General features: G+C 43.4%; 20 protein-coding genes. 6 read left to right on the top strand and 14 right to left on the bottom strand.

What is annotated here, in order from left to right:
- Positions 1-213: 213 nt before the first annotated feature.
- Positions 214-549, top strand: coding sequence for a (2Fe-2S) ferredoxin domain-containing protein (locus M595_RS18660; RefSeq protein WP_023067922.1), 336 nt, complete (start codon positions 214-216; stop codon positions 547-549).
- Here M595_RS18660 and M595_RS18655 read toward each other — a convergent pair.
- Positions 515-1456: an alpha/beta fold hydrolase gene (locus M595_RS18655; RefSeq protein WP_023067960.1), complete on the bottom strand. Its 942-nt coding sequence runs from the start codon at positions 1454-1456 to the stop codon at positions 515-517. The two genes, M595_RS18660 and M595_RS18655, sit on opposite strands and share 35 nt — an antisense overlap.
- A gap of 709 nt (positions 1457-2165) precedes the next feature.
- On the opposite strand from M595_RS18655, the gene M595_RS18650 reads away from it, so the two are divergent.
- Positions 2166-2618 carry an ATP-binding protein gene (locus M595_RS18650; RefSeq protein WP_023067942.1) on the top strand — a complete coding sequence of 151 codons (453 nt, stop codon included), beginning with the start codon at positions 2166-2168 and terminating at the stop codon, positions 2616-2618.
- Positions 2619-2806: 188 nt separating this feature from the next.
- Here the strand turns inward: M595_RS18650 and M595_RS18645 are convergent, their stop codons facing one another.
- Entirely contained in the window at positions 2807-3133 is a 327-nt protein-coding gene (locus M595_RS18645) for a DUF6439 family protein (protein WP_023067941.1), read from the bottom strand.
- A 135-nt stretch (positions 3134-3268) separates the two neighbouring features.
- Between M595_RS18645 and M595_RS18640 the strand changes: the two genes are divergently transcribed.
- Positions 3269-3607, top strand: coding sequence for a sll0565 family protein (locus M595_RS18640; RefSeq protein ID WP_023067958.1), 339 nt, complete (start codon positions 3269-3271; stop codon positions 3605-3607).
- Positions 3608-3695: 88 nt separating this feature from the next.
- On the opposite strand, the gene M595_RS29415 is transcribed toward M595_RS18640, so the two are convergent.
- Positions 3696-3836, bottom strand: coding sequence for a YlcI/YnfO family protein (locus M595_RS29415; protein WP_023067926.1), 141 nt, complete (start codon positions 3834-3836; stop codon positions 3696-3698).
- A 212-nt stretch (positions 3837-4048) separates the two neighbouring features.
- Here M595_RS29415 and M595_RS31230 point away from each other — a divergent pair, with 212 nt between their 5' ends.
- Positions 4049-4216 (top strand): hypothetical protein, encoded by a 168-nt coding sequence (locus M595_RS31230; protein WP_161809824.1) that lies wholly within the window; start codon positions 4049-4051, stop codon positions 4214-4216.
- Between the two features lie 144 nt (positions 4217-4360).
- On the opposite strand, the gene mtnA is transcribed toward M595_RS31230, so the two are convergent.
- The 11 genes from mtnA to M595_RS18585 all read right to left on the bottom strand — a co-directional run bounded on the left by mtnA (position 4361) and on the right by M595_RS18585 (position 17051).
- The gene (gene mtnA / locus M595_RS18635; RefSeq protein WP_023067924.1) at positions 4361-5407 is read right to left on the bottom strand and encodes an S-methyl-5-thioribose-1-phosphate isomerase; all 1047 of its coding nucleotides are present in this window, start codon (positions 5405-5407) and stop codon (positions 4361-4363) included.
- Positions 5408-5441: 34 nt separating this feature from the next.
- A complete protein-coding gene (locus M595_RS18630) occupies positions 5442-6701 on the bottom strand; it encodes an NAD(P)/FAD-dependent oxidoreductase (protein WP_023067955.1) in 1260 nt (419 codons plus the stop codon).
- Positions 6702-6878: 177 nt separating this feature from the next.
- A complete protein-coding gene (locus M595_RS18625) occupies positions 6879-7334 on the bottom strand; it encodes a hypothetical protein (protein ID WP_040484334.1) in 456 nt (151 codons plus the stop codon).
- 504 nt (positions 7335-7838) lie between these two features.
- Complete coding sequence (locus M595_RS18620; RefSeq protein ID WP_023067956.1) at positions 7839-8966, bottom strand: redoxin domain-containing protein; 1128 nt, start codon at positions 8964-8966, stop codon at positions 7839-7841.
- Positions 8967-9226: 260 nt separating this feature from the next.
- On the bottom strand, positions 9227-10483 hold the full coding sequence (gene metK, locus M595_RS18615) for a methionine adenosyltransferase (RefSeq protein ID WP_023067932.1): 1257 nt from the start codon (positions 10481-10483) through the stop codon (positions 9227-9229).
- Positions 10484-10655: 172 nt separating this feature from the next.
- On the bottom strand, positions 10656-11411 hold the full coding sequence (locus tag M595_RS18610; RefSeq protein WP_023067937.1) for an HAD family hydrolase: 756 nt from the start codon (positions 11409-11411) through the stop codon (positions 10656-10658).
- Positions 11412-11497: 86 nt separating this feature from the next.
- Positions 11498-12790, bottom strand: coding sequence for a 30S ribosomal protein S1 (locus M595_RS18605; RefSeq protein ID WP_023067953.1), 1293 nt, complete (start codon positions 12788-12790; stop codon positions 11498-11500).
- Between the two features lie 681 nt (positions 12791-13471).
- Positions 13472-14071, bottom strand: a complete 600-nt coding sequence (gene nrdR / locus M595_RS18600) for a transcriptional regulator NrdR (protein ID WP_023067957.1) — start codon at positions 14069-14071, stop codon at positions 13472-13474.
- Between the two features lie 209 nt (positions 14072-14280).
- Positions 14281-14376, bottom strand: a complete 96-nt coding sequence (locus M595_RS18595) for a photosystem II reaction center protein T (RefSeq protein ID WP_009787282.1) — start codon at positions 14374-14376, stop codon at positions 14281-14283.
- Between the two features lie 201 nt (positions 14377-14577).
- A complete protein-coding gene (gene psbB / locus M595_RS18590) occupies positions 14578-16107 on the bottom strand; it encodes a photosystem II chlorophyll-binding protein CP47 (RefSeq protein ID WP_040484333.1) in 1530 nt (509 codons plus the stop codon).
- A gap of 596 nt (positions 16108-16703) precedes the next feature.
- Entirely contained in the window at positions 16704-17051 is a 348-nt protein-coding gene (locus M595_RS18585) for a hypothetical protein (RefSeq protein WP_023067961.1), read from the bottom strand.
- Positions 17052-17311: 260 nt separating this feature from the next.
- On the opposite strand from M595_RS18585, the gene M595_RS18580 reads away from it, so the two are divergent.
- The gene (locus M595_RS18580) at positions 17312-18472 is read left to right on the top strand and encodes an AI-2E family transporter (RefSeq protein ID WP_023067921.1); all 1161 of its coding nucleotides are present in this window, start codon (positions 17312-17314) and stop codon (positions 18470-18472) included.
- A complete protein-coding gene (locus M595_RS18575) occupies positions 18469-19590 on the top strand; it encodes a tetratricopeptide repeat protein (protein ID WP_023067945.1) in 1122 nt (373 codons plus the stop codon). Before M595_RS18580 ends, M595_RS18575 begins: the two co-directional genes overlap by 4 nt.
- Positions 19591-19616 lie beyond the last annotated feature (26 nt).

The following is a 19616-nucleotide window of genomic DNA, read 5'->3' as shown; positions in this document are numbered from 1 at the left end:
GGAAATTATCCACAGTTTTTTCCACAAAAGCTGAGGAAAAACCCAAAATCGAACTTTGACAATTGCTTTACCAGATGTGGGAGGGGTCATCGGTACACCGCATCTGAATTGGTGCCGAATGCAGGCACCGCTGGCGATGACTCGATTCCTGAGTCAAAAAATCCCATCCGTCATAATGGAATAAGACATAAAGATCCACGATTTTCCTTGACTATGCCAGAAACTCAAGTAGACAACTCAGGTTCAAATCCATCTGAACTGACTCCTCGCTGTGTGAGGGTTTGTCAAAATCAAACCTGTCTGAAACAGGGTTCCCAAAAAGTGTTACAAGCATTTCAAGATGCACAGATCTCTGAAGTGATCATTGAGGCTAGCGGTTGCATGGGTCAATGTAGTGTTGGCCCGACCGTTAAGGTGACTCCCGATGAAACCTGGTACTATCGAGTTCAGCCCCAAGATGTTGCGATTATTGTTGAACAACACCTCAAAGGCGGTCAACCCGTCGAAGAAAAGCTCAACCCGAGGATTCATCCTCGTTTTTATTATTAGTATTACTAATTTCGCACTCAGATATCACCCACGCTTTAATCAGTTCGTTGACTTGTTCAGGAACTTCATCATGGGGACAGTGACCCGCTTCGAGAAAGTGTTCGGTGAGTTGGGGATAATATTGGCGAAACTTAGCACTGCGATCGCGACAGTTTATCCACGGATCACCTTCTCCCCACAGCAATAGCAATGGACAACAGAGTAGACTGAGTAAAGCATCTACTTTTTCTCCTGATCGGGTTTTAAATACCGACGCAAACACTTGCGCTGCACCCGGAGAGCAAGAAGGACGATAAATTTCTTCAACCAGTTGCTCGGTGACAGTATCAGGGTTTAAATAAACTTTTTTCAGGGTTTTGCGAATGGTTGAGCGTCGTCTTGTCCATTGAAAAACGACATAGCTAGCCAAGTTTTGTTGGAATAGCCATCGTACACTTCCCGAAGCGGTTTTTTTCCAAGCCGGAGCAGGTGGAGCGGGTTCAGTGTCGGTAAATGGCCCAGCACTATTGAGTAAAATCAAACCCCGGGCGGAGTTGGGACGTTGGGCGGCGACACACAAAGCAGCATATCCACCCAGAGAGTTACCCGCTAGAATAACAGGCTGACCAATGGTTTCGGTAATAAAATCATCCAGTTGATCCCGCCAGAGATCGCTGCTATATTCCCAGTTGGGCTTGGCTGAACGTCCGAAGCCGAGTAGGTCAATTGCCCAAACCTCAAAGTTTTCACTCAAACCGATGAGATTTTTGCGCCAATGATCGGTTGAGGCTCCAAATCCATGAATGAGTAACAATGGGGGGCGCTCCGGTTGAGGCGAACCTGCCCGCACGTAATAAATTAACTGTTCTCGCCACTTCCAATAAGTACCCGAGATTGGATGGGGATCAGCGGTTACAGTTGTTTGCATAGTATTAATGGATCTAAACTCAGGTTGATTATTATTTTTCAATTTTAGAATGCTTGGGTCTGACCTGGAGTGATATTCAATCGTACAGTCTTTTTTGAACGGAGGCGATGGAGCCTGAAATCCTGATTGGACAAGGGATGAAAAGGATTAGGGAGACTCGGGATTAATCGGAAAATTTTCCAGAGATGTGTTTTTTGGTGAGTGTTTTGATAATCTTAAAGTAAGGAGAAAATTTTAACAATTGGACTTTCTAACTAAACTGAGTTGGGAAAGTCGTTTCTCAAAGCATATTTGCTCACATAATGGGGGTTTTACAGTTGGAAGTTGCTGGCATACCATCTGAACCGCAGAGAAATGATAGAATTACAAGTAGAGGAAAAATTTTCCCTTTAGCTTGACTAAACGGGAATCAAGATCGCAAAATACGGGTATAAACTATCCCCAATTAGTTTATCCGTTAAGGTCAAAGTTTAATTGATTCAGTATGTACAACTAGCCTTGAGGCCATGTAACTCTATTTTCAGATTCGTGGCAAGGGTATGTTTGTTAATGTACCCTCTAAGAAGCCGTCTCATTATCTCATCCTCTGTCAGGGAAAACTGTGAATTGAAGACCAGCTTCAAGTCTGATCCGCCCGTCGGAAAGGAAGTTTACTACTGATGCAGGGTGTGAAATTGATCATCCACCATGACGCCAGGGAGTTTTCCGAGTGATTGCCATATCATCGCGTCCGGTTAAACGCAACTGGGTCACAGTTAGCTTTGCTTCTACGCTCTACCTGTGTCCCATTTTAGACTTGCTTTTAGCAGAGATTCCTGATTGCTGGCAAGCGGAACTGCGCTTAGGCCTTCAGGAGGCTCTGGTCAATGCAGCCAAACATGGCAACAAGCTAGACCCCAGTAAAACAATTGTTGTCCGTTTCTCGATCGTCAAAAATCAATTTTGGTGGATTATCTCTGATCAAGGATCAGGGTTTCGACCTCCTTGTCCTTGTCGAAATCCTCTGTTAGATGAACATCAAACAGGACATGAGTCCGAATTACCTGTCGATGATCACGAGTGTGGACGAGGCTTGTATATCTTGCACCAGATTTTTGATCGAGTCGCATGGAACTCCCAAGGAACTGAATTAACTATTTGTAAGGAAATTGTCAGTTCTTAATCGACAAGTTAGACATAAGACAATAGTAGAGGGAAAGACTGAAAGCAGTTAGAAACACTGCTTTTCCAGTTGATCCTAGTCAATTATAGCGGGAGGGGCGTCAAACTCAGCCTCAATTTTTGGGTAAGATTCTGCCTCGACTGTCGAATCTGCTTCTCACTATGATAACAGCAATTATTTCAATCTATTCAAGATTGTTTTTTAGATGAATTGACACCATGAGTCGGACAAGGAGGAGCGGAGATCGAACGATCCAGCCAACCGATTGCCTGATTCAGGCGAGGGATCACTTCTTGGGGTTGCTTTTTGAGTAGAAAAACAAGAGCAGCAATGATTTGTTCGCTAGCACGAGCTTGGCGATTAGATTTGAGTTGATGCCAATCTTGATCGTTGATTGCCAGACGTTCGGCTAAAGCTTGAGCGAGTTCTTCGGTTGTATACTCATCAAAGCAGCCTGTCTGAGAACTATTGGCAGCCTCATCATTGTGAGTTGATTTGGGGATCGAGTTAACCATAAACGACCTTTTATCAGATTGCGATTGGGGTAAGTTGCATCTTTGCATTTATAATTATGCCAAGAAACTGTACCCATAAACCGATCCCGATTATACTGAATCAGTCTCACGAAACATAATCCGGTTAAAACACAGATGACATCGGAAGATCAGGAGTTTGAGCAAGCTTTATCTCAGATTGAGCGATCGCTTTTAGAAATCAAACAGCGTTATGCTCAAGTCAAACGAGATCAACGCCGTCAGGCTGAACTGAAAAACCGCATTGATGAAGTGATCCCCGAATTGCGTCAAACCCGATCCCGTCAATTGCGAGAAGAATTACGTCAAATAGAAGCTGAGTTGGAAACCATTGAACTGAACCTCGAAAGTCGCTTGTTTACTTGGGGAAGTCTCAGAGAACCCTTTTGGCAAGCGGTTCGCTTTGGAGGATTGGGGATCATCATCGGATGGATACTTAAATCTTTAGTTGGATAAGTCCAACTTAATGTCGCAGGGGGTCTCCCGTTATACGAATGTTAACGGCAGGGGAATTGTGACCAACAAATAACTGCGAAGCATCCGTTTAATCAGGGTTTTTCGGTAAACGCTTGATGTAGTCTCGAATAATCTCAGCAACAGAATAGCTTTTACTTTTAGCATAATCATTAATTCGGTTGTACTCTTCGTGATTTACACGAACTACTATCCGTTTGTCTCTTGTCATTGTGTGCCTCTATGTGCTACTCCTGATTGTATCAGGAGTAGCGGTAATACGCACCTGATAGCACCATGAAAACAACATAGAGTATGGGGTTCAATTCAGAAGTTCTAGTTAGCCCGTCAAAAGGTAAAACTCTTAAGGGAGCGTGCAGGAGTACAGAATTGTTCAGTACAAAAAAGCGGTGGGTCTCATCGCTTCTGCCTGTAGAGGGTTAAGTGGTTGCACTCCCTTTGAAACAGGAAGCCCTATCCGTAAGGTTGGGAAGCCCTCGGTATAGCGACAGCTTACCGACGGGAGAACGTCACCACATTCAACAGGATTTCACAGAGAGTCTACATCGCTTAGAACAAAATTATCATTTAGAGCGGCGTTCTATTTGGTAGCACCAATTGAAAATTCCATCAACCCAAGGAGGCGATCGCAATGAACAGAATTACTCATACTACAAACTGAGTTGGATAAAATCTTCCTATTCCCCTCACTAGAAACCCGGTCACTTGTGAGAAACCGGGTTTTTATACCCACAATTACTTTAACGTTCTTAATTCCCCAGGTTTAACTGCTCCCTTTTCGGTAATAATGGCAGCAATTAATTCTGCTGGTGTCACATCAAAAGCGGGGTTATAAAACTCAACTCCCGTCGGACATAAACGAGTATTACCCACTTCATAGAGTTCGCTAACATCTCGTTCTTCAATCGGGATTTCCGTCCCCGTTTCTAGTTTAAAATCAACTGTAGAGAGAGGAGCCGCAACAAAAAAAGGAATATTGTGAGCTTTGGCAACTAACGCTAAACTATAAGTGCCAATTTTATTGGCAGTATCACCATTTGCTGTAATCCGATCTGCCCCGACAATTACAGCATGAATTAAACCTTGCTTCATGCAATGCGCCGCCATATTATCCGCAATTAAAGTGACTGGAATATTGTCTTGAACACATTCCCAAGTTGTCAATTTTGCCCCCTGTAAACGCGGACGAGTTTCATCAGCATAGACTCGTTCTAAGCGTCCTTCTCGCCAAGCCGAACGAATCACCCCTAATGCGGTTCCATAGCCTCCAGTCGCCAATGCTCCGGCGTTACAGTGAGTCAAAATATTGAGTTTTTGAGGAGAAGTTGGTAAAACATTTAATCCTGTATCTCCAATCAGTTTACAGGTTTCGATATCCTCAGCATGAATCGCTTTTGCCCTTTCTAATAACGCTTGTTGTACCTGTTCAACTGATCCGTTTGTTTCTTGAGCTGTTTTCAGCATTTGATCAATTGCCCAAAACAAATTAACTGCCGTTGGACGAGTGCGACGCAATACATCTGCCACTGCTTCTAACTGAGTAAAAAATTCCTGACGATCTACGCTCTGAATGTCTCGCGCACCGAGATATATTCCATAAGCTGCGGCAATTCCAATCGCGGGCGCACCCCGAACAATCATCGTTTTAATCGCACGAGCCATATCTTCATAGCGACTAATTTCAATCCGAGTATACTCTTTCGGGAGACGGGTTTGATCAATCAGCAGAACATGATCATCTTGCCAAATGATCGGATAAACTTGAGTGAGGCTAGAAGTCATAGGAAGTTAGGGATAGAAATCCAGAATTTTTCTTTTAGTCTACACCTTTGAGGATATTTATGTTAGTGAAGCTAGAGCGAACCTGTCCTATTAAATTGCGAATCTTAGCTGATAGCTTGTACCGTAGATAGGGTAATATCCTACGATAGATCGGGTTGAAATTATATTCAAAAAGAACCTGTAAAATTTCCTCTGTACTCAATTGGTTTAAATAAGAAACTCCCCGATCTATTAACTTATCACTGTATTCTAAGTATTTACTGATTCCCATTCTTTCCGACCAATCCCAAGTTTTTTTATAGGTCTTGTGCATTTCCTGCTGATAAGAACTAAAATCAACTTGTTGTCCAGCTAGATAAGCTTCAATAAACCGAGAAGCAATTTCTGCACTTTCTATTCCATGTCTAATTCCTTCTCCTCCTAACATATTTACCGTCGAAACTGCATCTCCAATCGCGATCACATTATTTCGATAATAGGTGTCTTGAAGACCGCTACAATATTTTAAGACTCCACCATGAACATCAATAATTTTATAGGAAATTCCTTGTAAATAATCATTTATAATCAGTTCAATGTAAGTTCGTAGAGAGCTGGTTTTCTCGACAATTTTATGAGGACGATTCAATCGGGCAGAACCGATTTTTAAACGATTGGGTTCCATCGGAAAAATCCAAGAATATCCTTTAGGCATCCATTTATGACCTAAGAAAAAAGTTAATTTTTGAGCATATTTTTGATAGTCTGAGCTACCAACTTCGATTAAATATTCTGTTCCCGTTCCGGTGAGATAGGGAAGATTTTGTTGCTTAGATGGACACATCACCGCTCGGATTTGACCCGTGGCATCTACCAAAACTTGAGTTGATACTTTAACAGTTTCACTGTTCCCATAAGGTTTGAACTCAACAATCGTTTTTCCGTTTTCTTGATCAGATTGAATATAGCGATGTCCCATCCAGACTTCACTACCTTGTCGTTGAACTTCTTGTGCTAAAAATTCTCGCAGTTTGGCAAAATTCAACACAACACCCCGAGGGCGATCGCATTCCCAAGTCTGATGAATATTAGTGGTGATGATCACAATTTTTTGCCACAAACTACCGACGACATCAGAAGGAAGATTATACCGTTTTAAAGTTTCTATCGGAATTGCACCACTAGAGAAGTCATTTTGTGCGAAGGTTTGATGCTGTTCAGCGAGTAAGACCTTTTTTCCCGACTTGGCAAGCTGTCTCGCACAGTGACCACCAGATGGCCCGGCTCCCACAACAACAACATCAAAATGTCTCATTTTTCCAATCGTAATGATAGCTGCTATTATAGTTTAGCTGATGTGTCGCATTTTATTGTCTAAACCAACGGTGTGACGCTCAAAACAGGCTATGTGCTTATCACTGGAGTAGATGCTGTTGTTCGTTAGAATAACAGAAGTAATTTTCTGTTAATAATTGTTATCAAAAGCCACAATTTAATCGACATTAGAGGAATTGCAGCTGACAATATTTACCTTTTGAAGACAAGTAATAGGTGGTTTCGTTGAAACAATCGGAATAAATTCTCCTTCGAGTACAAAATCATCAGCGTTGAGAACGACACCTAAAATGGCTTGGGTTGATTTTAATTTAATCACAGCATCATCTAAAAATCCATCTTCATCAAAATCAATCAGTTCCATATAGTCGAGTTCTTCTTCGGTTAGTCCGCCCGTGAGTCCGATTTTATCTGCATCTGTAAACCAATCAAAGCTCGTAATGACCTGTGCTTGATAAACATTATTAGTTGCTGCATGAGCTTCTAAAACAAACACATCCGTATTCCCATTACTACTCAAGATTTCAGCTTGAACAGACATTGGAGTGACTAAAGTTGCAATGCAAGGCAGCACAGTTGCTAGCAGTAATGTGCTTAATTGTGTTACGATCATTTATTGAAGATTCATCTCTATAGTTTCTCTCTACGGAGGTGTAGACTGACTATCTGAAAGCTACGTGCTAATCCTTCGACCTAGACACAATCTTAATGCAAAGATCAGTTTTAGGTTAGGATGCTACAATCATTAGCTGATCGGGAATTATCCCCTGTTTAAGCTCCCCCAGATCAGCGTATTTTGATAGACAATTTATGAATTGGTTCTGATTTTATCAGAAAAACTTGTAAAAACTAAAAGTATTAAATCAATCCCTGTATTCAAAACGCCAATGAGTAAATCAACCTGTCTATCCTCTAATTTTTATTGATGGATAGATAAGTTTACAGGGATTGTTTCAAATTAATAACTGAGTCACAGATTACTCCGCCCTCCGGGTACTCTGCGCGCGTGGGCTTCGCCCAACGGCAGTTGCGTGACTTTCGGGTTCCCCGAAGGGGGTCTGTCCGCTGCTGTGACCGTTGGTCGAGATCTTGCTGAAAAATCCTTGAATATTTACGCTTAAACTCGAATCACTTTTTCGTAATTATTTTGTACTCGCTCCTCGTATTTTTGACGGGCTTCGGCATCTTGATCGCTGTAAAAAAACGCCAGCAAAGCAAAACGACGACCTGCGGTTACATCCGTCGCTTCGTGCATTAAAGAGCAAGAAAAAATAATTGCACTCCCCGTATCGGGTTTATAAAGATGAGGACTATGTTCTGAAAATCTTAAAAATCCGCCTTCATATTCTTCCACATTCAAGTTAATCGTCATGGCAAAGCGACGGTGAGCAGTTCCCGGTGTGGTATTATCTCGATGAGGACGAAAATATCCACCGTCTTTGGCATCATAACAGGCTATTTTGTAGGATTCTCGACGGTTGACTTCAAATTGAAAAGCCTGTTTAATTTCTGGAAAAACTCGTTGCTGCATCAGAGAATCAATATAATTGATCAAAGACTTATCTTCGATAAAATGATCGCGACGGAGTTTATGGCTGGGGTCAAGATATCCTATTGTTTTCTCTCCATCTTGTTTCATAAAACCCGATTCTGAGTTGCCGCGAGTTTCCCAAATTTCCATCAGGTAGCGACAAAATTTGAGATCGAGAACGTTAGGAATGAGCAACACAGGGGCTTGCATTTGAATCGCTCGGGGTTCTTCTCGACGGATTAGAATTGGAATATCTGCTAATAGTTTGTTAATCGCTTCTTCCAGGTGAGCGAGTGGATAAATCTTTAAAATTCGTAAGTTAGAATCGAGTAAAAAAGCCGTCCGATGATAGGAGACACTAGAGGGGTCATTCTCATCTAAAGAACAAACTCCATACTTGATACTAACTCCCAAGTTAGTATCGCAGAGTAAAGTAAAGGGAAGATGATGATCTTGAGAAAATTTTAGGCGGGATTCTGGGAGATTTGAACTAATAGAAAAAACCCGCACATCCGATTGATTGAAAATCGGCATTAAATCTCGAAAGCGACAGGAAATTTCTTGACAAGCGGGAATTTCATCCTGAGCATAAAAGAAAAGAATAATCGGTTTTCCGGCATTGCTACGCAGGAAGAAATTGGCTTGATTTTGAGTCGGTAAGCAAAACCAAGGAGCAGGATCACCAACCCGAAGTAATGGGGTTTGAGGTTTCATTTGTCTGATTTTCGATTTATCGATTTGATGACTAAAAATGGCTTAAAAAAGTTCCTCAAATCCTCCCGGCTTTTGCTTTGATCTAACACTCAAAAATAAAAGCCCTTCTGTACAGAAGAGCTAGTCGTTAAAAATGTTTTAAATTCTACCAGACAACTCAAAGAGGGAGAAATCCGATCTAAAAAATTAAGCCAGATTTCAGGTTTGATTGTCTACCAATCAGATTTTTATCACTCTTAAAATAGAGGAGATAACGACAATTAACCAACCGCAGACACAGGTAAAAGAGCGTCTTTTAACATCTGAACTTTATCCGTTCTTTCCCAGGGTAAACCCAGGTCAGTCCGTCCAAAATGACCGTAAGCGGCAACTTCTTGGAAGAAATGTCCACCCCGTTTAGAGGGTAAATTCTGTAAGTCAAAAGCTTGAATCATTCCCGCCGGACGCAGTTCAAAGTTCTTCTCAATAACTTCAATCAGCTTGTCTTCGTCTACTTTGCCCGTACCAAAGGTTTCGACGAACAGACTCACCGGACGAGCAACACCAATCGCATAACTTACCTGAACTTCGCATTTATCGGCTAATCCCGCCGCCACAATATTTTTAGCAATATAGCGGCAAGCATAAGCAGCGGTACGGTCTACTTTAGTGGGGTCTTTACCGGAAAAAGCGCCGCCCCCATGACGAGCATAACCGCCGTAGGTATCAACGATAATTTTCCGCCCGGTCAAGCCAGAATCCCCTTGAGGACCTCCGATCACAAATTTACCTGTGGGGTTCACTAAAAAGCGTGTCTTGGCATCAGGCTTAACGCTAATATCCTCAAATACCGGTTCTACCACTTCCGACCACAAATCTTGCTTGATTCGGGCTTGAATGGCAACGGGGTCAGAAATACCTGCAATCGTAGCAGTGTGTTGAGTGGAAACTAAGATTGTGTCAATTCCCACAGGACGACCATCTTCGTAGATGACGCTGACTTGGGTTTTACCGTCAGGACGCAGATAGGGAAGGGTGCCATTCTTGCGAACTGCCGTCAATTGACGAGAAATACGGTGAGCTAAACTGATGGGCAAAGGCATCAGTTCGGGCGTTTCGTTACAAGCGTAGCCGAACATCAAGCCCTGATCTCCGGCGCCGATGGCATCTAACTGTTCCTCGCTCAGATGTTCTCGCGTCTCCTGAGCCATATCCACCCCTTGGGCGATATCAACGGATTGTTCATCTAGAGCAACTAGAACAGAACAGCTATCGGCCGAAAAACCGTTCTCGGCATGAGTATAGCCAATTTGAGCAATTTTTTTGCGGGCGATATCAATATAGTTGACTTGGGCTTTAGAAGTGATTTCGCCTGTAATTAAGACTAAACCTGTATTAACAACGACTTCAGCCGCAACTCGGCTTTTTGGATCTTGAGCAAGTAAAGCATCCAAGATAGCATCCGAAATTTGATCGCAAATTTTATCGGGATGCCCTTCAGTAACGGATTCAGATGAAAAAAGGTAACGACGAGACAAAGGGAGTTCCTCCTTATTATAGAGCTTGGTTGATTGTGAAGTTTTTGATTGAACTCGCAATTCAAGCTACCCTGACTTACTAGAGTCATTCACAAACCTGTGCATGGGTCTGTTACTCTACCAGAAGCAAACAGGGCAAGGATTTAACCACATCCTTACTCTGACTTCTCAGCTAGCGGGAATCGTCCGTAGTTTGGAGAACTTGGATTTCGTCGAGCTGTGTAATCATAACATCTGCCCGGTACAAATTAATAGCTTTTTGGGATTTCCAGTTTATACCAATACAACCGGCTGCTCCTGCCTGTTTCGCCATATCCATATCCACTGCCGCATCTCCAACCATCAGAGTATTAGAAGCGAGTACATCTAAATCTTTACAGGCTTGCAAATATAAAGCCGGATCAGGCTTACTCAAACCTTGATCTACACCGATTTTAACTTGAATATAGTCTGCGAGTTGATAGCGTTTGACAAATGCTTCGACTTCTCGTTGGGGAGCCGCCGAAAGAATTGCTAATTTCAATCCAACTTTGGCCAGAGACTCCAACACCTCTAAGCTCCCAGGATACAGGGGTGACGGAGGTGCATCTTTCATATACTGGTCAGCTTCATCAAAAGCTTGACGCGCAATTTCCAATGATTCTAACCATCCCCGTCCTGTCTCCGCTACATAGGAAGCCGCAGCAATTTCATTTTCTCGCCGACTACCCACTGCCATTAGCCCAGCCGGATCGATTTGATCACCATCAACACCAAACGCCATTAACAGCGGATCTCCAATACCTGGAATCTTCGCATCAATTAAACGCGATCGCTTCTGGGCCAGATTTCTCAAAAAGTTTTCAGAATTTTCTAACGTGCCGTCCTTATCAAAAATAACAGCCTTAATTTTCTCAAAGGTAACGCCCTGAACCTCAATTTTAACCAAGCAAAACTCTCCCTAAAACGTGAGTCTGATTGCTCAACAGGCATAAAAAAGAGGGACATTCCCTCTTCCCTAAAACCTGAGCGTCTCTAAGATTCAGCAACAGCGGAAGCTTCTTCTTCTTCTTCTTTTTCGGGTTCAGCCTCGAGTTCAGCTTCAGGTTCAGCCTCGAGTTCAGCTTCAGGTTCAGCCTCGAGTTCAGCTTCAGGTTCAGCCTCGGGTTCAGCCTCGGGTTCAGCCTCGAGTTCAGCTTCAGGTTCAGCCTCAGGTTCAGCCTCGAGTTCAGCTTCAGGTTCAGCCTCAGGTTCAGCCTCGAGTTCAGCCTCGGGTTCAGCCTCGGGTTCAGCTTCTTTCACCTCTGCTGTCGTCGTTTCCCCAACTTCGGTGTCTGCGACTACTTCCTCGACCTCATCATTTTCGGTTGCGGACGGAATATCTGCTTCCTCGACCTCTGCTTCGCCTGTAGGAGCATCGGTTCCTTGCTGTTCAGCTAGCATTTTCTCCCGGAATTTAGCCGCCATCTCCTCAGCTTTTTCATATACTAGCTCAGGATTTTTCACCATTGCTCCCGGTTCGGGTTCAAGCTGCTTGGTTGAGAGTGAAATTCGACCCCGATCTGCATCCAGATCGATAATCATTACTTTCACCTCATCATTAACATTAAAGACACTATGAGGTGTATCAATGTGATCATGAGAAATCTCGGAGATGTGCAGCAAGCCACTTACGCCTCCAATATCAATAAAGGCACCGTAGGGCTTGATTCCGCGTACTGTTCCGATCACAACTTCTCCGACTTCGAGTCGGTTCATCTTCCGCTCAACTAAAGCACGACGATGACTCAATACCAGTCGATTTCGGTCTTCGTCTACTTCTAAGAATTTCAGAGGGAGTTCTTCTGAGACTAATTCCTCTTTGGGCTTACGGGTACTAATATGGGAGCCGGGAATAAAACCCCGTAATCCTTCAATTCTGACTAAAGCACCACCTCGGTTGGTTGCAAAGACTTGGGATCTAACCGTTGCATCTTCTGCTTGCAGTTGACGAACTCGTTCCCAGGCTCGCATATACTCAATCCGACGAATCGACAGGGTAAGCTGCCCATCTTCGTTTTCGTCGGTCAGAATGAAAAATTCACGGGTTTCGTTGGACTGTAATACTTCGTCCGGACTCTCCACCCGGTTAATTGACATTTCCTGGAGGGGAATATAAGCTGCGGTCTTAGCACCAATATCAATCAGAGCGCCTCTAGGTTCTAAACTAAACACTGTCCCGGCAACCACATCTCCCGGACTAAAATGATAGTCATACTGATCGAGTAGGGCGGCAAAATCTTCGTGGGTAAAGCCCACATCTCTCTGATTGGTTTTCTGATTGATCATGCGAGTTGTTTCCTAGATTTTCTCTCCTTAGTAGTTTTTGACACAACTTAGAGCCTTTCTTCCATTTGCTTGATCTTTAGATTCAGATTAGGCATTGGAAGATCCCAAGTTTTGAGGTGACGTTCAACCTCACTCTAATTGCTTTGACCTGCGCCTCTTTTGAAGTGAGGGCAGGACAAAAAGTTGGGTCTAACTAAGCTTAGATCCATTATAGAACTATAGCTAATCAACTCTAACGAATTTTCCTACTCTTGACTGGAGATTGCCAAAAAGTAAGGAATAAGCAGTCTTGTAACTGTAACTCTACGGTTATGTCGATTAGTCTTAGTTGACCTCCTCACCGTCTGTTAGGACGATGATTCCTACCAGGCTTTTCGCCTCTCGGTGGGTTGACACTTCGCAGGATGCTGCTACCGATTACGGTAGTCTTACAAGTCCTCCACGTCCGTTTAGAGTCTCCGGTAGCCCTTCGGCGACTGATATATTATCTTGGCAGAAGCCGAGATTTTTTTACAGTTCATCACCCGAAAGGGCGAAGCTTTTATCCCGCTTATTTTTGGTCAGAGCATTACTATTATGCCACACCGACAGAGTTTTGTGTTAAGAGATTGAACCTCTCAAACCCAATCTCGGGTTGCAGTCCGTTTGGAGAGACAATATGGATAGTTTCTTCCTCGAAAATCAAGGAAAAATAGCCTCTTGCTGGCGAGGTGGATTTTGATCAACTTCCTCGTCTGATGAGGATGAACGACTTAACGAACTCAACTGAGAAGATCCGGGTTGTAACGACTGAGACTCCTCTGAGTCTTGAGTTGAATCACGATGAGTCTGGTAACTTTTAAGGTGATCTAAGGTCTCGACAAAATCTCGAATTCCTTGAAACTTTCGATAAACGGATGCAAAACGGACATAAGCCACTTCACTCACCGATTGTAGCTGTTCTAGAACCAATTCTCCAATTTCCTGACTCGAAACTTCTCGGACAGCCCGTTGTTGGAGTTCAGCTTCAATATCATCAATCACTGTCTCTAAAGCGCCTGTTTCAATCCCGGTCTTTTCACAAGCGCGAATCAAACCTCGTAACAACTTGGAACGATCAAACGACTCTCTCTTACCATCTCGCTTAATGACGGTAATTGGAACATATTCTATTCGTTCATAGGTCGTGAAGCGATGCTTACAATTCAAACATTCTCGCCGCCTGCGAATACTTTTACCCGACTCTGCGGAGCGAGACTCTAAAACCCGACTACTGGTGTGTTGGCAAACAGGACATTGCATAACTATCGATCTTCAAGTGGGGACTTCCTTAAACGGGTCACTCCCTGGAACTTGAGTGAAGAGAACAGAATTTTTTGGAGAAAAACCTGATTACAGACTTCAAAAGGTAAAAGAATTTTCCCTCGCCCCATGAAGTCTGTTTATATTTGATTTGATCGGTGCTATGTTATGGAGAATTTGGCGAATCTCCAACAAAAAAACTTGATTGTCTATTTTCCAATCCGAGGAGGTTCCCGGAAGGCGATCGCAAAAAATAGCACTCCAATCCCCAAAGCCAAAACTAAGATATATGCAACGCTTTCCATATCGTCAACGTTTCCTTATATTTATATCAATTACCAGTTTACCAGTTGATCTTCAAAACTGTCGAAAGAATGGACTTTTATTGGGTTAAATGCCAGATGAGAGCTAAGACTAGACGATCAATTTAATCTTCTAGCTTAACTCTCAACCTCTAAAATCAACTCAAATCTGGGGTTAATCAAATTCAAGTTCAGAATGTGACTTTAAACCGTCTTATTGGTACGAGTTGTTTTGTCACCCAATTTCTGGAACAGTCCCCATTCCACTTGCTCTTCGAGATCCGCTTCAATTCCCGCAAATACATCTCGGAAAATGGTACGAGAACCGTGCCAAATATGTCCAAAGAAGAATAGCAGAGCGAAACAGGCGTGAGCAAAGGTGAACCAGCCTCTTGTACTGGTACGGAATACCCCGTCAGAATTCAAGGTTTCTCGGTCAAACTCAAAGGGCTGACCTTGTTGAGTTAAACGAGCATATTTCTTGACTGTGGGAGCATCGCTGTAAGTCTGACCATCTAACAACCCGCCATAGAAGGAAGCCGTGATGCCAGCTTGCTCAAAGCTATAACGAGATTCTGCCCGACGGAAGGGAATATCCGCTCGGATCACACCGTCAGAGTCCTGTAAGACTACCGGGAAGGTTTCAAAGAAGTTGGGAAGACGACGAACTGACAAGTCGCGACCTTCACTATCTTTGAATACGGGATGACCTAACCAAGCTTGGGCGATACCATCACCGTCATTCATCGGGCCTACACGGAATAAACCGCCTTTAGCCGGACTGTTACCGACATAATCATAAAATGCCAGTTTTTCAGGAATTTTAGACCAGGCTTCTGATAAGCTATCGCCAGATGCGACACTCGCCTGAACTCGCCGCTCAATTTCTTGCTGGAAGTAGCCTTGATCCCACTGATAACGAGTGGGGCCAAATAGCTCAATCGGAGTTGCCGCAGAACCATACCACATTGTTCCGGCAACCACAAAGGCCGCAAAAAATACAGCCGCAATACTGCTTGACAGTACGGTTTCGATGTTCCCCATCCGTAGAGCTTTGTAAAGCCGTTGGGGAGGCCGCACAGACAAGTGGAATAAACCCGCAATAATGCCGACAATACCCGCCGCAATGTGGTGAGCAACAATCCCCCCGGAATTAAAGGGGTTAAAGCCTTCTGGCCCCCACGAGGGCGCGACGGGTTGAATACTACCAGTCAAGCCATAGGGATCTGAAACCCACATTCCGGGGCCGAATAGTCCCGTTAAGTGAAAGGCTCCGAAGCCAAAGCATAAAAGACCAGACAAGAATAGATGAATCCCAAACATTTTGGGTAAATCTAAAGCCGGTTCGCCCGTGCGGGGATCGGTAAAGAGTTCAAGATCCCAAAAAACCCAGTGCCAAACCGCAGCTAAGAACAGCAAGCCGGACAAAATGATATGAGCCGCAGCAACCCCTTCAAAAGACCAAATGCCAGGATTGCCTGCTGCCTCGCCTGTAACACTCCAACCCCCCCAAGATTCGGTAACACCCAAGCGAGCCATGAATGGCATGACAAACATTCCCTGACGCCACATCGGATTTAAAACGGGGTCAGAGGGATCAAAAATTGCGAGTTCGTAGAGGGCCATTGAACCCGCCCAACCTGCTACGAGAGCAGTGTGCATTAAATGTACAGAAATCAGCCGTCCTGGATCATTCAGAACTACTGTATGTACCCGATACCAGGGTAGTCCCATTGACTACGCTCCTCCTAGATTTGTAAGGTATACTTTTTTTAACTTTGCAATGAATACCCGCTTTCTTATCTTAAAGTTGACAATTTGTCAAGCTTTATTTAAGTTAAGAGAGTTTGACGGGTGATCTGCATTCATGAAACTGATGGGAAGTACCTGACCCCAATACACAAGATGCACGGGACAGGTTTCGTGTCTGAATTTGCTGTTGCCTTTCAGGTTATCGGTTATCGGTTACAGGTGACAGTAAATACAATTGGCTAGGTATCTTCTGTCCCCCATTTCCGGTTTCCAATTCCCTAACTTAGTCTTACACAGCATCTCTAGTTGATGACTCAACTTTGATCTCCTAAGCTGGAGAACCCACGCAGCAGTCCGCCTTCCGCAGACCGAAAAAAAATTCTCTGATTTTACGCCTCAAACCAGTTTGGACTTTTGGAACAGTGACTCGTTTGATTGCCTATTTTAAAGAAGTGTATCGATAGTTAGAACCAATTGCAAGTCTATTGACAAAACTCACCGACGAACCCTGTGTAAAAAGCTCACAAAAAACGACCCACTTCACTTGCTGATCTGGCTTTATCCCCGAGGCTTTCCGTTCAATATTCACCGTCTGGAGAGATCAAAGCCGTCTCGATTCTTTGACATTGAGCTGAAGCCTTACACAAACGATCCAACACTTGATCAGCCGTAATCAGCCGAGTCAGAATGACTTGACCAATACTACGACCTGAGTGATGATGATCACCGAGATCGGATGGCTTGACTTCTAGCATCAAAACCCCATCTTCTACCCGATGCAACCACATTTTTTCATTCTTGTCACACAAACAGAGATTCAGTCTCAGGATTTCCGGTGAGCGACGGTGAGCTGCTTCATCCCACAGACCACCAACACCCCAAACACGACCCACAGTCCATCCATCCGTTAAAAAGAAATATTTCATGGACGTTCTGGCGCCAACTCATTCTAGAACTCAACTTTAAGATAGCGCGAAATTCAAGCGGCAATAGATTTGATAATAATAGTTTTGGATTTGGATCAATGCGGCGAAATCTTCTGTCAATCCAATCAATTTGTCTAAGCCCCATCTTAACTCAGCCAATATCGCTCAATTCTTACAACTAGACGCGATAATGAGAAGAATTCTAGAAGTAGTATTATACTAGCCCTTCGGTCTATCCGGCTAACAGGAGACATCTCTCAATGAAACTCGCCGATTGGATTGGTTTTTTTTGTCTGATTCTAGCTCTGCTCATCCTGTGGCAATTTCGACAGATTGTGTTGCTCATTTTTACAGCCGTCATTTTAGCGATCGCCCTTAACAGTTTAGTTCGAGGGTTACAACGCTTTCGACTAAACCGCAGTCTTGCCGTGATCATTGCCCTCAGTTTAGTGGTGTTGTTTGGAACACTCTTTTTCAGTCTGGTTATGCCCCCTTTCCTCACTCAATTTCAGCAATTAATTGAGTTAGCTCCCCGAGGATTCAATCAATTTATTCGTTGGGTAGATAACCTATTAGAAAATCCTCCTCTCTGGTTCCCCCAACAGTTGGAGTTTCGGGTTCCCACCATTCCTGAAATTGCTCAACAAGTGGGTCCTCTGGCTCAAAACGTCTTAGGTAACTTTTTTGCCTTCTTTTCCAACTCCCTCACCACTCTGCTCCAACTGCTGCTGGTGATTGTATTAACCCTAATGTTTCTCAGCAATCCCGTCGCCTATCGCACAGTCTTTGTCCGTTTATTTCCCTCCTTTTATAGACGACGAGCAGATGAAATTCTCAGCGGATGTGAAACGGTTTTATTGCAGTGGATGGCGGGAATCGTGATCAACTCTATTTTTATTGCAAGTCTCAGTGCAATTGGTTTACTCATTCTGGGTATTCCCTTCGTCTTTGCTCATGCGTTGCTAGCCGGAGTGTTTAACTTTATTCCTAATCTTGGGCCGGCTGCTAGTGTTGTTTTTCCCGTATCAGTTGCCCTTTTAGATACACCCTGGAAAGCCTTAACAGTCATTATTCTCTATATTTTCATTCAAAATTTAGAAAGCTACTGGTTTAGCCCGATGATTATGCAGAAACAGGTGTCTCTACTGCCAGCAGCCACATTAACCGCTCAAATTTTCTTTGCTCGCTTTTTTGGTTTTTTAGGATTAGTATTAGCCCTGCCTTTAGCAGTCGTTTCCAAAGTTTGGATTGAAGAAGCCATAATGAAAGATATCCTCGATCAATGGCAAAGTCAGCGGACAACAGCAACATCTTTTATAGATACGTCCCCCGAACCTGTGACCGATTTTGAACCTGACCCTCAACTTTTCCCCCATGATAGCCTTTCTCCTCTTGAAAATGAATCGGATTTTTCCCAATGAAAGAGATCGAACAAGTCGCCGCCGCCTTAGAAAACCAAGACTATCGCACTGCGGCTAAACTCCTAAAAAAACTGCAAAAAGAATCACCCCAAAATCCTTGGGTGCAGTTGTATATTGGTCGTTGGTATGAAGCCACTGATCAGCTAAAATCAGCCGAAAAAATCTATCGACAATTGCTTCAGAATGCGACTCATCCTAAAGTCATAGATCAAGCTCGAAAAGGTTTACAACGCCTCGAAGCTATCGAACAAAACCGAAGACAAGCCGCAATTCTAGCAGCCAAAACAGACCCCCGTAATACAGAAGCCGGAGTTTTAATTCTCGAACCGATTAATCCTGAACAAAAACAAGCCGCAGCCCAACATTTAGCTAAACTCTTGAAGACAGATACTTATAGCGCTCGGATGCAATTACAGAGTCGAGGTTGGCGACTTTATCGCACAGGTGAAATGGCGGAGTTACAGGTTTATGGTCAAGAGATGCAAAATGCGGGAATTCCAGTATTTTGGGTAAGTTTATCTGACCTTCAAAAAATTCATATATTTCGAGTTCTCTATTTTCAGTCAATCTCACCTCAACCTGTCGTTGTTTGTCAAAATGAGAATAATCAATTAGGGTCACTGACGTTTGACTGGAGTGAGGTTACACAACGAGTAGAAGGTTTACTTCCCCTATTTATGGAAGCGATGGACTATGACCCCCGACGTCGCCGCACAGACCGATTTCGCCATAAAGAAATGACTCAGGACTATGCTCAAGTATATGATTTACATTTGGGTGTTCGCCAGTCAATTCTACGCTTTTGTGACCAAACTTATGACTTTCAGCAAGGAATTTCTTTAAATCCGGCGACAACATCGGATGTTCTTAAAAAACATTCTTATCTTGTAGAAAATACCACTCGTCTCAATTGGAATCGTCTACTGGAAAAATTTAATCACAGTTTAGCTAATGTTCGGCTCTGGTCTGATTTTACACCCTTTGCAGAAACAGCGATTGATTATACTCAACTTCTCGGCCGTTTAAAATCTCATGTTGATATTGATCGCAAATCTGAAACGCCTTGGGACCCTGCATTTCATCTCTATAGTGGTCTGGTTTTTCTCAAAGTTATATAGAAATAGCGGACAATACTTTAATCATT

It is taken from the genome of Lyngbya aestuarii BL J (assembly GCF_000478195.2).
In the GTDB taxonomy this organism is placed as follows: domain Bacteria; phylum Cyanobacteriota; class Cyanobacteriia; order Cyanobacteriales; family Microcoleaceae; genus Capilliphycus; species Capilliphycus aestuarii.
Note: the sequence above shows the minus strand (reverse complement) of the source record. Positions and strands in the feature narration are given on the sequence as shown.